This is a genomic window from Roseburia sp. 831b (assembly GCF_001940165.2).
Lineage (GTDB): Bacteria > Bacillota > Clostridia > Lachnospirales > Lachnospiraceae > Roseburia.
On the sequence record NZ_CP135163.1, the window covers coordinates 1 to 14,241 of the forward strand.

Genomic DNA, 14,241 nt, shown 5'->3' on the forward strand with positions numbered 1-14,241 from the left:
AGCTTCCCCTTTTTAAAAATACAGGAATCCAAAAAGCTCATGGTTGTCTGTCTTTTCTGCAATCTCATGTACTTCGTCACAACACGCAATCATCTTTTCTAATTTTGCAGACCGAGCATCTAAAATTTTTTTCTTTAAGCTTTCCTCATCCATAACAAGTCCTTCCAAATTGATATTTCTTTCACAATGTCTTTTCGACGGATAATTTCCAATCAATAATCTGTCAAAATCATCCTCGTTTTCTCTAGTATATACAATTAGCATCATTCGCGCAAGGCTGGTAGTGCCAAGTGCCAGGTCATAATAAAAAGAATCCTGCTTGCAGGATTCTCCGCCTGCGGCGGGTCGCATTTGCGACATTGTTCAACTCCGCCGCAGTGCGATCCTTGCGGAGCATTTTTATGTAATAGGAACGAAATTTCCTATTACATAAAAAAATGACTGCCTGAAATTACAACAATCTCTTCCAAGCAGTCATACACTTATGCACCAAGTGCTTCTGGGTTCTCATCCTCGAACAATTCTCCGTCCACGATGCGTACAACACGTTTCGCGTGCTGGGCTACGCTTAAATCATGCGTAATCATGACAATCGTATTTCCCATATCGCTTAAGTGCTGGAACAATTTCAATACTTCCAATCCACTGTTGCGGTCTAGCGCTCCGGTCGGCTCATCTGCCAAAAGAATTGCCGGCTGTCCGACTAATGCTCTCGCAATGGCTACCCTCTGCTGCTGTCCGCCGGACAGCTCATTCGGTTTATGCTTAATACGCTCCGCAAGTCCTAGCATCTCTATGGTATCCATGCTCGCATCCGTCGCCTCTTTTAATGTCATGCCACGCATCAATAGCGGCATGACAATATTTTGCAATACATTATAAGTTGGAATCAGGTGATAGCGCTGAAAAATGAAGCCGATTTTCTGGTTACGAATTTTTACCAGCTCTTTCTCTTTGGCATCCTGAATGGCAACACCATCTAAATTGTATGTTCCGGAACCGGCCACATCCATACATCCAATAATGTTCATCAGCGTACTTTTTCCAGAACCGGAAGGACCTAAAATCGCAAGGTATTCTCCTTTTTTCACATCAAGCGAAATATCTTTTAAAACATGAAGCGGATCTGCACCTGTCTCATAATACTTGTTGATATCCCGCATGGTAATGATATTTTCTGTTGTATCCATGCTCTTTCTCCCTTCTTTATTGTTCTATCATCCAGATTTCAAGTATGACTTCATTTCCGTCATCGTCTGTCTCAAGCAAAAGCTTCAAAACATCTCCTGTTGCAATTCTTGAAAAAGTTGTCTCCGTACCTGCTGCGGTATGCACGGTTACACCAACCGGAATCTGTGTGGTGACAACGCCTCCCGTCATATTGGAAGCATCTTTTTCCCCGGAGTCCGATGGCATTTCTGTTGTATCCATATCCACAGATTCTCCATTCGAAGGCACATCAGATGGGGCATCTCCTGTCGGTGGCTCTCCTGTTGGTGCCTCGCCGGACGGTGCTTCTTTGTCGGATGGTTTTTCTCCCGATGGGGCTTCTCCTGACGGCGCGTCTCCGCCAGATGGAGCATCCCCAGATGGCGGCTCTCCTGTTGGCGCTTCACCGGATGGCTTATCCCCTGATTCTGTTCCGTCTGAATTGCTTTCGGAATCTGTCTGTTCCTGTTTTTCTGCATCTTTTGACTCCGTGCTATCCGCTGCTGCATCTTCGTCTTCTTCCGTTGAGATTACCTGTGATTCATCCACTTCCATGTATGTGATTTCATTTCCTTCTATTGCGGTCACAACGGCATACGCATATCTCTGATTGTCTGCAAGTTCCGTATCATCCGCCTGCGAACCACATCCGCCTAAAGAAGTAAGAAGTAACATTCCGGATAAAATCAGTCCTATTCTCTTTTTTATCATCATTCTTTCCTCGCTTTTCTTTCTATCCGGCTCTTATTCCGCGCTCAACGCTTCTACCGGTACTAACTTCGATGCCTTATAGGCAGGATAGAATCCAAAAATAGTTCCTGTTCCGATTGCAAATAAAAGTGCAATGAAAAATGCTGACACGGAAAGTTCCACCCTGACTCCAAGATATTCAACCAACGGTGTAATCAACACACTGACACCTATTCCTAACACGCCTCCTAAAAAGCTGATTGCCGCTGCTTCTAACAGGAATTCAAACAAAATATTACGCTGGGAACAACCGATTGCTTTTAAAATACCAATCTCATTTGTTCTTTCTTTTACCGAAACAAACAGAACATTCATAATACCGATACCGCCTACAACAAATACAATTGCCGCCATTGCAACTAAAAGCATAGTTAGAATCTCATTTGAGGCGGAAGCTGCTTCTATTTTGCTTCCGGCATCTTCATAAGTGAATTCTGTGTTTGGATAAGACTCTGCGAGAACGTTTGTAATATCTTCGATTACGGTATCAACCGCATCCACGTCTTCCGCTAACACTGTGATGGTAGGATTTACATCTGTTCCTACGATATATTTAATCCCTGTTTCATATGGAATAAATACAGAGTCGTCCGGGCTGATTCCGGATGCCACGGTTCCCATCGTCTGTAACACGCCGTTTACCACATAAGGACGGTCATCAATATAGATAACACTTCCATAAGCATCAATCGCACTTCCGAAAATCTCCTCTGCAACTGTCGCACCAAGGACACAGACTTTTTCTTTGTTCTCATCATCCGAATCTGTGATAAAGCTTCCAACGGCAAGCTCTAAATTGCTGATTGACTCATAATTTGATTTGATTCCCGCAATCGTGTAAGAGGTCTCCTCCTCCAAATCTCCACCGTCAACATTGGATTTGGTGGAGTACGAAATGGTTGCCGCGGATATGCCGGAGACAAATGTCTCGATGTCGTCGACATCATCATCTGTCAGTGTTATTTTTTCTTGATTCATACGGTCTTCCATATCCGTGCTGTTACCAAAGAGAGATGACATATCTGGCATTCCGCCGCCTAATTCTCCACCAGGACCTCCTGAACCGTCGCCGCCTCCTGGGCCACCGCCCATGTTTCCATCGGAAGCATTGCCTCCACCGGCACTGTCACCGCCACCCGATGGCATTCCTCCACCAGACGGCATTCCTCCACCGGAAGCGTCACCGCCGCCACCACCCGATGGCATGACAACACCACCGCCACCGGAAGAACTGTCGTCATCACTGCCTGAGGACATGGAATTGTCCATTCCTCCGCCCTCATAAGAAATATCAATTGCTCCTGCATTCAAGTTTTTAAACTGGTCTGCCACATCTTCCTGTCCGCCTTTTCCAATTGCAATTACCATTACGATTGTAGCTGCACCGACGATAATACCAATAGATGTCATAATCGCCTTAAATTTATTCTGGGTGATATTAATCCAGACCAGCCTTAATAATTCTTTTCCTCTCATTCAGATGTCACCTGACTTTCTATCAGAACCGTCTGACCTTCTTCTAATCCAGACTGAATTTCTACGTTGATACCGTCTGAAAATCCTGTCGTCACCTCTACTTTCTCAATCGATCCATCGTCATCTTTTACATCCACGTAAGATGTTGTTCCATCCTTTATAATTGCTTTATTAGATACATATAAAACATCTTCTACCTGCTTTGTGATAAAGGTAACGTTTCCGGTCATATCGGAGTACACATCCGAGGTGTCTCCGGTGAATATTACAGTAACGTTGTAGGAGACTGTGGACGAGCCACTTGAGGTAGAGGTATCAATACTTTCTACGGTTCCGCCATAAACCACATCCTCGTATGCTGTCAGTTCAATATTTACAGTATCTCCGATTGCCACATTTGAAATATCCTCCTGGGAAACCGAAACCGTCATCGTAACAGCGTCCGCATCTGCAAATTCTGCAACCGCCGTATCGGATGATAAATCATCTCCCGCCTCATATCCGACTGACAAAATGCTTCCGGAATACTCTGCATAAATGGTGCCATCGCCGATAAAACTTTCAAATTCATCTAGTGCTTCCTTGGCATCGTCAAGTGCATCCTGCGCATCATCCACATCATCTGTTATTCCATTGACATCAACCGAGTAAAGACTAGATGCATTATTGTAATTTAACATTGCTTCCTGATAGGTCTTTTCAGCTTCAATTGATTTTGTGGTCTGGTTATTCTGTGCAGACTGAAGTTTTATCACGAGAGAATTATAATTACTCTGTTCTTCAGATAACTCAGAACTTAAATCCTCACCTGCTGCAATTCTCGCCTGATAATCAGCAATTTTTGCTGCAGATTCATCGACCGCTTCCTGCGCATTATCCACATTTTCCTGCAATTCGGCAAGAGTTGCTTCATATTCCGCCTTTGCAACGGAGCCTTCTGCTATATTCGAATCATACGTATACTGTGCATCTAACTTCTGTTCAGCTGCGCTTAATTTTGCGGAGGTCAGGGAAGCTGACGCTGTGGACACTGCCGCCTCTAACACTTGTCGGTACTCTTCCACACTCTCATCCGTTATTTTCAAAAGTGGATCGCCCTCCGATACATTCTGTCCCACTGTAACGTAGACTTCTTCTACCTCAAGTGAGGCACTGCTGCTTGAACCGGAGGAACTGCCCACGCCAGAGGAACTGCTTGAACCTGCCGAACTTCCCGCACCCGCTGCACTTCCTGTTCCTGCACTGTTGCCACCTGTACCTGTTGTATTCCCTGCAGAAGACGTCGAACTGTTGTTCGAGTTTGTGGAAGATGATGTCTCATCAAAATCAATTTCCTGTGTAAGCGTTCCAATTGTGACGGAACCACTCTCCGTAACTCCTACGGTCAGATTCCCACTCTCAACAGTTGTCTCCTTATAAACGGTTTCTGTATCGTTTGAGCTCTTACTCTGATAAGCCCATACACTGATTCCTGTTCCTGCAACCGCCACAGCACATATCCCCGCAACTGCTGCCTTTATTTTTTTCCCTGCTTTCATTGTTCCATTCCTTTCCTATTCCTCTGTCTCAATCAGACAGGTATCGTCTGCTGAAATTCCTTCTACCACAACCGTATACTGCTCTGTGCTTTCTCCGATTGTAACCGGTATCTCAACAACGTCGCCATTTTCATCGTACTGTTTTACTTTTGCTGTCGTTCCATCAATATCTGACAGTGCATCTGTCTCGATATAGTAAACATCTTCCACCGTTCCATAAGAAAACGTAACGTTTGCAGAGGAACCGGAACTTAACATACCGTCAGAATTGTCAATCTGTATCCCAACTGCATACGTTACATTTGATACGCTTCCTCCTGTCGTTGCGGAAGATGCAATGGATGCCACTTTTCCTTCCACGTTACCGGTTCTGGCACCTGAAATTGCAACCGAAACAGTATCTCCTACGGCAATTTTTGAGATATCTTCCTGTGATACTTCTACCGAAATACTGATTGTCTGCGTATTATAATAAGAAACAAATGCCTGCTGTTCCACAAGGGTATCGTCAGCATCATAGGTCACAGATGCAATCGTTCCATCCTGGCTTGCACACACAACACCATCTTCTAATGAAAGCAGGGCATTTTGCTCTTCTTCCAAATCATCTAATGTACTCTGTGCACTATCCACCGCATCCTGCAGTGTGGTAATGGTTGCATCATACGTGCTGTCCGCATACTGTGCCTCAAGCACGGTAGAATCGTATTCATTTTCTATACTTACCTGCTTTGTCACCGCATCACGTAATGCCTGCTGATAATCACTCTCTAACTGGGACAGTTTGCTTTCTAATTCCTCTTTCTTCTTGGTTGCCTGCTGGGCTGCCTGTTCCGCCTGCTGTTTGGCTGACTCTGCCTCTTTTTGTGCCGCCTGCAAATCACTTTGGGCTTTTTCTGCATTCTGTTTCGCCTGACTCATGCTCTCGTCTGCTGCTTCCACTGCGCCATAGTCTTGACTAACCTGCTCCATCAACGTTGTAATATCGTCTCTGGATGTCTCTAAATTGTCTGCCGAAGTAATCAGATTCTGCAATGCAGCTAAGTCATTTGTCAGCGTTGTTTTTGCCGTATCGTATGCCTCTTTTTGCTCCTGATAAGCTGTCTGCGCTGCTGTGGCTGCATCCGTTGCCGATGTGACAGCAGCCTCTTTTTCCTCTACACCTGCTTCCGTGTAGTAGGTATTGTTTGCAAGGTTATTGGTGTAAGTTGCGATGTCATTTTTAGCATTTTCCCATTCCGCCTTTTTTTCCGCAACGGTTGCATCCAATGCACTTAAGGATGCGCTATAACTTGCATCTGCATTTTCTGCATCCGTTAATGTCGACTGGTACGTGTACTGTACCTCTAAGACTCCTGTCTCATAGTTCATCTCTGCTGTATCTAAATCATCTTTTGCATCCGCAACTGCTTCCTCATAATATTCTTTCGCTGCCTCCACACTGTCATCTGTCAGTTTATAAAGTGCATCTCCTTCATTGACAGAATCCCCAGATTCTACATAAACTTCTTCCACTGTCATTGTCACTGCTGTTACAGAAAATTCCGGCAACTGGCTGTCCGTTGAGATTGCCGTGGTGCCGTCCTCCTCAAACGCCAGTTCCAGGTCCCCATATTGTAGTGAAGTCTCCTGATATGCACTTTCTTTTTCTGTACCTTTTGCATGAATCATCGTGAATCCAATGGTTCCACCAACAATCACTACAACCATAGTTCCAGATATTTCCACCCAGAACTTTTTACTATGCTTCATGAATCAACCTTACCTTTCCGTATCCCGCTCTTCTTATTCTTAATAAGCAGAAACTATACTCAAATTTTTCATTGTGCCTATCTTACCAATGCAACCTTAACGTTAATTGAATGTAGTGTGACGGTTATGTGTAGATTCCGTTAAATAAGTGTGTTATAAAAAGACGGGACAGCCGCTTTGCAAAAAACTGCAAAACGGCTGTCCCGTCTTTTTATCATGATCTATATCCTTTTTATACCATTCGGACAAGCCATACATTACTCCGTACCATACAGTATCCGATTATCACCTTAATCATCTCCGTTGCCTGCACAAAGAAATAGATGCTTACAATTCCAAGACCTGTGAAATGTGCTAATACAAATGCTGTCGGCACCACAATTACCCATGTAAAAACGGAGTCAAATAAAAATGTGACAAATGTTTTTCCACCGGAACGTAGGGTGAAATAGGACGCATGACTGAACGAGCAGAATGGCATAATCATTGCCGAAACAGCAATAAAGCTTGTTGCCAGTTTCTTAATCTCTTCCGACGTATTATAAATAGCCGGAAAAAATCTTCCGACAACGAGCATGACAGCTGCCATGATGATACAGCAGAACACGCTAAACGCAATCATTTTGTTGTCCGCGTCTTTTGCTTCTTCCAGCTTACCGGCTCCAAGGTACTGACCCACCACAATACTGATACATGCACCAAGCTGCAAGTATACAATATTAAAAAGGTTTGTAATCGTTGTCGCAATGTTTAATCCGGCAACAACACTTAATCCGCGCACAGAATAGCACTGTGTCACGGCCGTCATTCCCGCAGCCCATAATACCTCATTCATCATCAATGGAAAGCCTTTGATAAGAATCGCCTTTAATTCCTGCCCCGGTACGCCAAATCCGACATAGGCACCTTTTAAATATTGATTCTGTTTCGCGTGTGTATGTGCCCATACAATCACAATAATCGCCTCAATATAACGGGCAATTACCGTTGCAAGCGCTGCTCCCATGACACCCAGCTTTGGAAACGGTCCTATTCCAAAAATAAGCAGATAGTCAAGCACTGCGTTGGTTCCAACTGCAACAAAACTAGCAATCATCGGTATCAAGGTCTGCCCGGTCTCTTTTATATTTGTCGCATAGGATTGGTTTATGGCAAACGGAATCAGCCCTACTACCATAATGGATAAATACTCCAGTCCATACTGCAATGCCTGTTCTGTTGCACCATTTCCTGTTGTATCTGTCAGATACAGTGAAATCAGATTTCCGCCCTTTATCAGAAACAGTAAAATTGCAAAAGCGGTCACAAGCAAGGTGGCATAGAGTTTAAAACGGAAGGAATACATATGTCCCTTATGGTCACCTTTTCCATAATACTGTGCCCCAAAAATGCTTGCCGCTGACACCGCTCCAAAAATTGCCAGATTGTATACAAAAATCAACTGATTTACAATCGCTACCCCGGACATTTGTTCCGTACCCAGCTGCCCTACCATAATATTGTCCAGAAAGCTAACTAAATTTGTAATTGCATTCTGTACAATCATTGGCAGTGCAAGAAGCAGATATCTGCGGTAAAATGCCTTGTCCCCAATATATTTTTTCATTCGTGCTGTTCTCATTGATAACCTCCCTCCAAAAAAGTGCGTATTACCTATGATATCATTGAAAACAGCAATGTCAAGCATTAATTAAAATTTCTCTTACTTAAATTTCACCTTTGCAGAATAAGCCATCTGTGTATATTGTTTATACCCCGTTTTATATACAATTTTGTTTTCGATTCTTCCATTAAAAACAAGATATCCATAGTAGTAACTCTCGTACATCTGCTCCCACGAGGTGTATTCATTTTGCAGGTATTTAACGATAGGTGCAGAATGAAGCAAATATTCATCGTAAGATATATATCCACATACATATGACATGGCATACATTCTGATACATCTGCAATAATCCCAGGAATCCACGCCCGCATCTCCGATATTCTTGTATGCCTTGTCTGCACCTTCATAGCCTAATACATCGTCATACTGGTAATATTTGGTTGGATCATAATCCATGCCATTCATCTTTTCCAGATATTTTTCGTAGGTATATTTATCCCCCTTCTCTAACACGGAATTGGTAACTTTTATCAATGTACTCCTATTATAAATGCCCCAGTTCTGCTCTAAATTTTCCTTGATATCCTCGATGTCGTCTTTGTAGCCAGAAAGTTTTCTCTCTTTGATATCCAGTTTCTCATAATCTTCCTCTGATATGCCCTGTTCATGAAAGTATGGATAATATGCATACTTGAGCCACTCTTCATAATCGGATTTCTCCATTCCGGTTGACTCCATTGCTTCCTGCGCATTTTCCCGGTTCTCATCATCATTACCGCTCCACTCCAGCTGCAGCTTTCTGCCATCACTAGTCATTTCATACCATTCCACCTGAAAATACTTATATCCCTGGAATCCAATCCAGATAATGGCAGCAACACTAATTATAGCTAAAATAAAATGCTTCTTTAGCCAACGCCCAAATGGTAGTTTTTTACTTGCCTTAAAAACATGGAATTTAAGTTCATCACGGTCTAACAGATAATCCGACAGCGGACTATACCACAAATATTTTCTTTCTCCCTTTTCACTGCCCCATGGTATATCATCCGTAATCACACTATCGGATAACAAACGCCTTTTTTGACCTTTTTTATCCATAAACTCATACATAACATGTCTTTCTCTTGTGCGGGAATCCACCTGGGTAACTTCTTCCGATACGGCAACCGCATCTACTCTGTAATAGGTGCGCTTTACAACATTAAATATTCTGTATTCCTTTAATATTCCCACGCCCGCATTCAAAAACATGCAAAGTATTGCCAGACAAATACTTCTAAAACCAAAGATACAGATAAAAAACAAGATAAATATCATTACTTTCAAGAAAACATTCCATCTGGCAATTCTTTTTATGCGCTGAATTTCACTCTCAACAAGTACAGGCTGTTCTGGAACGGACTCCATATCATATGGAACAGCCTGTGAAGCAATCTCATCTGCCCTTTGGGATGAAACAACCACTTCCCCAGTTCTTATGTAATTTCTTACTATCATATCATTTGCATTTGCCACAATTGGAGCTTGTTTCTTTACAAAAAAATTGTACCTGCACCGGCTATTTCTCTGCAGAGCATTCAAAATTATCTTTTTCGGATCATCCGAAGCTTCATATTCTACCATTAAATATGATTTGTCATCGTATAATTTGATTTTCTTGCCAACGGAACAAATTTTCACATCATATATGGAAACACTCTTCTTGCATCCGATTGCCGGAGTTATCCAAAGTGTGTTTCCATCCACAGTTATCTTTTTCCGATTCACTTTTATAATAAAAGGAATTGAGAGAATTGCCCCGCCAAGGATCAGAAAGAAAATATCTCTTTCTATTGCATCCAGAAGTGGACTATATTCCATAAACAATTCTAAACTTGCATCCAAAATTACTCCCACCATGCACATCAGTGGAATCAGTGTTACCAAAACTCTCTTTTTTAAAGAAACCCGTACTTCCATCTTTTCCATTTTTCACCCTCATTTGTAGTTTTATTTCATATTAGAACTCCAGGCTATCCGCATTGAGCAGAAAATATTTCATACCCATAATTACAAAACCTTCATCATTTCTCCACGGCTTTTTCGTTCCATTTACGATAACAATCTTCTTAAATGAATCTGAAATATTCCTGAATGAATTGAACTCCTGTGCTTGCTTTTCCTCAGAGACCATGTCGTACGCTACCTGAATATAATATCTCTGGTTTCCCTGATTAACTACAAAATCAACCTCTAGCTGCTTATGAACCCGCTTTCCTTCACTATTCTTTTTCAAAACATCTACAATACCAACATCTACATTATAGCCTCTGATAAGCAGCTCATTATACACGATATTCTCCATAATATGAGTAGGTTCCTGCTGCCTGAAATTCAGTCTGGCATTTCTAAGTCCTATATCAGAAAAATAATATTTCAGATTTGCCCCTACATACTTTCTGCCTTTAATATCATACCGGTTCGCTTTCGAAATCAAAAATGCCTCTTCGAGGTAATCTATATGATTGGATATAGTCTTATTGCTATAATTGATACCTCTTTCACTTTTAAAGGTATTTGATATTTTGGTAGGATTCGTTGGGGAACCTATTGCAGAAGCAAGAATATCTACAAGTGTTCCTATTTCATCAACATTTTGAATTCTGTTTCGCTCTACCACATCCTTTAAATATACATTGGTAAAAATATTCTTCAGGTACTCTGCCTTTTGACGCTCAACAGAAAACTGTGCCACCTGTGGCAATCCACCATATATCATATACTCTTCCCATGCATCATCATAATCTCCATCGAAAGCTGCATAGAACTCTGCAAAGGATAACGGGTAAATTCTTACCTCATCTCCCCTTCCTCTAAATTCAGTTACAATATCACTTGATAAAAACTTCGAATTACTTCCAGTAACATACACATCAATATTGCTAATACGAAGTAAACTATTCAACACCTCTTCAAATCGAGGCATAAATTGTACCTCATCCAAAAGAAGATAATATTTCTGCCCATCCTTCATAGCATCTCTAATATACTGATAACATTTTTGCGGGTCTCTCAATTCCTCATTTTCAATACCGTCCAACGCAATCTCAATAATGTGATCGTTGTCTACACCACTCTCCAACAAATATTTCTTATACAATACAAATAGCAAAAACGATTTCCCACATCTTCTAATTCCTGTGATAATTTTTATCATGCCATTATCTTTTCTTATCTTTAACTGTTCAAGGTAGGAATCTCTTTTAATCTCCATATAGCCGCTCCTTATTTTTGTACATTGTACAAATTTTAGTAATGTAATTTTACTACTAAACTATTCATGTTTCAAACAACATTACTATTTTTTGTGCATTAGCATCTTTTTATGTAATAAAAAAGTATGACGAACAACCAGATACACTTTTAAAACACTAGATTATGAAGTTCCGTATTAATCTTACCAATATGCTCAATAAGTTCTGCTTTTTAAAATGTCATAATATCTGTTTTGATATTTTCTTTCGTATAATTATCATACAGCCGAATTTTCTAAGTTTCCACTTTACTTTTCATTTGTTGTGGCTAACATTTAATACAACTCCCCTTACTTTTATGTCAGTACACAAATAATCTTTCTTAAAAATTTGCTCTAAGCACAATAGGTATATCTGTAATAATATTTTCAATACCTTCTTGGGCTTTTCTTGAATTACATACTATAGTTTTTATAGATTTCCTATCAAAATTTATAATATTGTAATGACAATTGTTTTTTTCGTTATAACAATATTTAGGAATCATTTCTTTTATTTCTGGATGCTTTTCTGTTGGTACAACAGTATTGATTAAAAATCTATATTCTTGTTCATCTTTATACTGATTGTTCAAATCATATTCTCGCTTATAAAAATTGCCAACATACATTAAATGACGAAGTATACACTCAATTTTTGTATCATCATCAAATGTAATATCTTTTACCGCCATCAGATCATTGATTTCTTTTTTTATTATTTCAACCTGCTTATTAGTGTCATAAACAATTTTTGAGTGTTTGATACAATTTTTATCCTTTCTTTCTTCTTTTTTAGTAAAGAAGTATAAGCTATCCACAAATGCTCTTTTATCAAAAATAATATTATATCCATTTTCTCTTGCATAATTGTTCCAAAGATATTCAGAATCAGTATCCAAACACATTGATAAAACTGCTGTTCTATGCTCACTAATAAAATTTTCAATTTTATTATCATCACCAATTAAACTGTATGCATATTCTCTTTGTTCATCAGAAAATATATTTATTTTTGAAATGATTTCGTTTACGCGTTGTAAAATCAATCTTCCTTCACATTTATCGCCAAAGTCTTTTATATCTGTAGCCCAAAATTCGCCACTGCAAATATTACTAAGGGCATTTATGTTTGATGTATAATGACTCAAACAAACAATATCTGAAGTATCGTTTTTCATTATGCAACTATAATCATTAATTCTATTTAAAAATTCCCCCATTTTCTCACCTCAAATCTTTCTTTACATTTTATGTCACTGGAAATATCCTTATTATCACAACTACTGTCTATAATTTTCTGCATGCAGGTAATTTTTTAATATTCACATTTGATGCTAAATCACAACCCCATTGCAATGGTCGATTTCATGCTGAATAATCTGCGCCGTCCATCCGGTATATTTGCCATGCTGCTTTTTGAAATTGGAATCTAAATAATCGACCTCAATTTCTTCATATCGTGTACATGGTCTCACACCATCTAAGGAAAGACATCCTTCTTCTGTTTGATATGCTCCTGATTTTCTGGTGATAACAGGATTAACCATAGCAAATGCAAACGGTCCCGCTGCCACAACAATGATTGCCTTATTCACCCCTATCATATTGGCAGCCATACCAACACAGATTTCTCTATTAGCCCCTAACGTATCGAGCAGGTCCGTCACAACCTGCTTGTCTGCCTCTGTCGCGGGCTGTGCCTTTCTTGCAAATATATGCTGTCCTTTTACAATTTTCTTTACCATAATCATTTCTCCATTTATTTTGTATAATATGTTAAAAACTCAAACAATTTCTGATTCGTTTTCGCATTAATTTCTTCCGCCCGCAAGTACTCTGGTAACGGTATTCCCTGCTGACATTCTCCACATATATCAACACCTAAAATGTTTCCGCTTTCCAGGAAATAGGACAACAGTTGTTCTAATATCGGAAGCGACATTTTTCCCTGGCTCCAGTTTGTCTCCGAATATTTTTCATCTAAGATATCTTTATCTACAGAGATATAAAATGGCACGTTTTTCTGTATTTTTGGAATTTTCTTTTTATCTTCTCCAGAACAAATCTCTTCTGTTGAAAATGTAATTAACTTTTTCTGTAATTCTTCCCTTTTTCCTAAAGCACTCAGTTCATCATAAACTTGTCTGATATCGCTTTCTTTTGGTCCAATCAAGATTAACTGCTGCAGCCAGTGGTTTTTCAAAAATACTTTTCTGACCCAGTCTCCACAACTTGTCATATGTTCAATCATCGGCTTTTGCATGTCGGTGTGGTGGTCAAATACGACCAATGAAAATTTCTGCTGAATTTTCTCTGTCATAATTCCCGTTACATAGTGATAATTTCCTGAATCCAAAAAATGAATTCCATGTATTCCATATGGCTCTATTCGAGCAAGAATCTCTTTTTCTGCACGTTCCGAACAATATAAGTCACATTCCTCTATATCGGAGCAATCCAACCAGTATACATGTTCCTTCTTTGGGATTTTTTCATCACAATATACATGTGAAAAATCTAATATCAAGTGCGCTGCTTCCATTTTAAAATCAAGCCTCTTTTCGTCAGATTCCGTTTTCACCCCAACTTTATTTCTACCCCATATCGTTCATTTTTTCAATCGAATGATAACA

12 protein-coding genes are annotated in these 14,241 nt (G+C 40.1%); all 12 read right to left on the reverse strand.

The genetic code is table 11. From position 1 onward, the window contains the following. Nucleotides 1-12 precede the first annotated feature (12 nt). On the reverse strand, nt 13-360 hold the full coding sequence (locus tag BIV16_RS14535; RefSeq protein WP_075681193.1) for a hypothetical protein: 348 nt from the start codon (nt 358-360) through the stop codon (nt 13-15). A gap of 122 nt (nt 361-482) precedes the next feature. After that, nucleotides 483-1,190, reverse strand: a complete 708-nt coding sequence (locus BIV16_RS14540) for an ABC transporter ATP-binding protein (protein WP_075681195.1) — start codon at nt 1,188-1,190, stop codon at nt 483-485. A 16-nt stretch (nt 1,191-1,206) separates the two neighbouring features. Further along, nucleotides 1,207-1,923 carry a hypothetical protein gene (locus tag BIV16_RS14545; RefSeq protein WP_143524770.1) on the reverse strand — a complete coding sequence of 239 codons (717 nt, stop codon included), beginning with the start codon at nt 1,921-1,923 and terminating at the stop codon, nt 1,207-1,209. Nucleotides 1,924-1,953: 30 nt separating this feature from the next. Beyond that, on the reverse strand, nt 1,954-3,435 hold the full coding sequence (locus tag BIV16_RS14550; RefSeq protein ID WP_075681199.1) for an ABC transporter permease: 1,482 nt from the start codon (nt 3,433-3,435) through the stop codon (nt 1,954-1,956). Next, nucleotides 3,432-4,973, reverse strand: coding sequence for an efflux RND transporter periplasmic adaptor subunit (locus BIV16_RS14555; RefSeq protein ID WP_075681201.1), 1,542 nt, complete (start codon nt 4,971-4,973; stop codon nt 3,432-3,434). The genes BIV16_RS14550 and BIV16_RS14555 overlap by 4 nt, the downstream gene beginning before the upstream one ends. A 15-nt stretch (nt 4,974-4,988) precedes the next feature. Then, a complete protein-coding gene (locus BIV16_RS14560; protein WP_083625272.1) occupies nt 4,989-6,725 on the reverse strand; it encodes an HlyD family efflux transporter periplasmic adaptor subunit in 1,737 nt (578 codons plus the stop codon). A gap of 232 nt (nt 6,726-6,957) precedes the next feature. Next, nucleotides 6,958-8,346 carry an MATE family efflux transporter gene (locus BIV16_RS14565; RefSeq protein ID WP_075681205.1) on the reverse strand — a complete coding sequence of 463 codons (1,389 nt, stop codon included), beginning with the start codon at nt 8,344-8,346 and terminating at the stop codon, nt 6,958-6,960. 81 nt (nt 8,347-8,427) lie between these two features. Beyond that, nucleotides 8,428-10,302: a DUF1266 domain-containing protein gene (locus tag BIV16_RS14570; protein WP_075681207.1), complete on the reverse strand. Its 1,875-nt coding sequence runs from the start codon at nt 10,300-10,302 to the stop codon at nt 8,428-8,430. Between the two features lie 31 nt (nt 10,303-10,333). After that, on the reverse strand, nt 10,334-11,587 hold the full coding sequence (locus BIV16_RS14575; RefSeq protein WP_075681209.1) for an ATP-binding protein: 1,254 nt from the start codon (nt 11,585-11,587) through the stop codon (nt 10,334-10,336). Nucleotides 11,588-11,949: 362 nt separating this feature from the next. Next, complete coding sequence (locus BIV16_RS14580; protein WP_075681211.1) at nt 11,950-12,828, reverse strand: DUF2971 domain-containing protein; 879 nt, start codon at nt 12,826-12,828, stop codon at nt 11,950-11,952. Nucleotides 12,829-12,942: 114 nt separating this feature from the next. Further along, on the reverse strand, nt 12,943-13,353 hold the full coding sequence (locus BIV16_RS14585; RefSeq protein ID WP_075681213.1) for a peptide deformylase: 411 nt from the start codon (nt 13,351-13,353) through the stop codon (nt 12,943-12,945). A gap of 14 nt (nt 13,354-13,367) precedes the next feature. Continuing rightward, nucleotides 13,368-14,150, reverse strand: coding sequence for an arginase family protein (locus BIV16_RS14590; RefSeq protein ID WP_075681215.1), 783 nt, complete (start codon nt 14,148-14,150; stop codon nt 13,368-13,370). Nucleotides 14,151-14,241 lie beyond the last annotated feature (91 nt).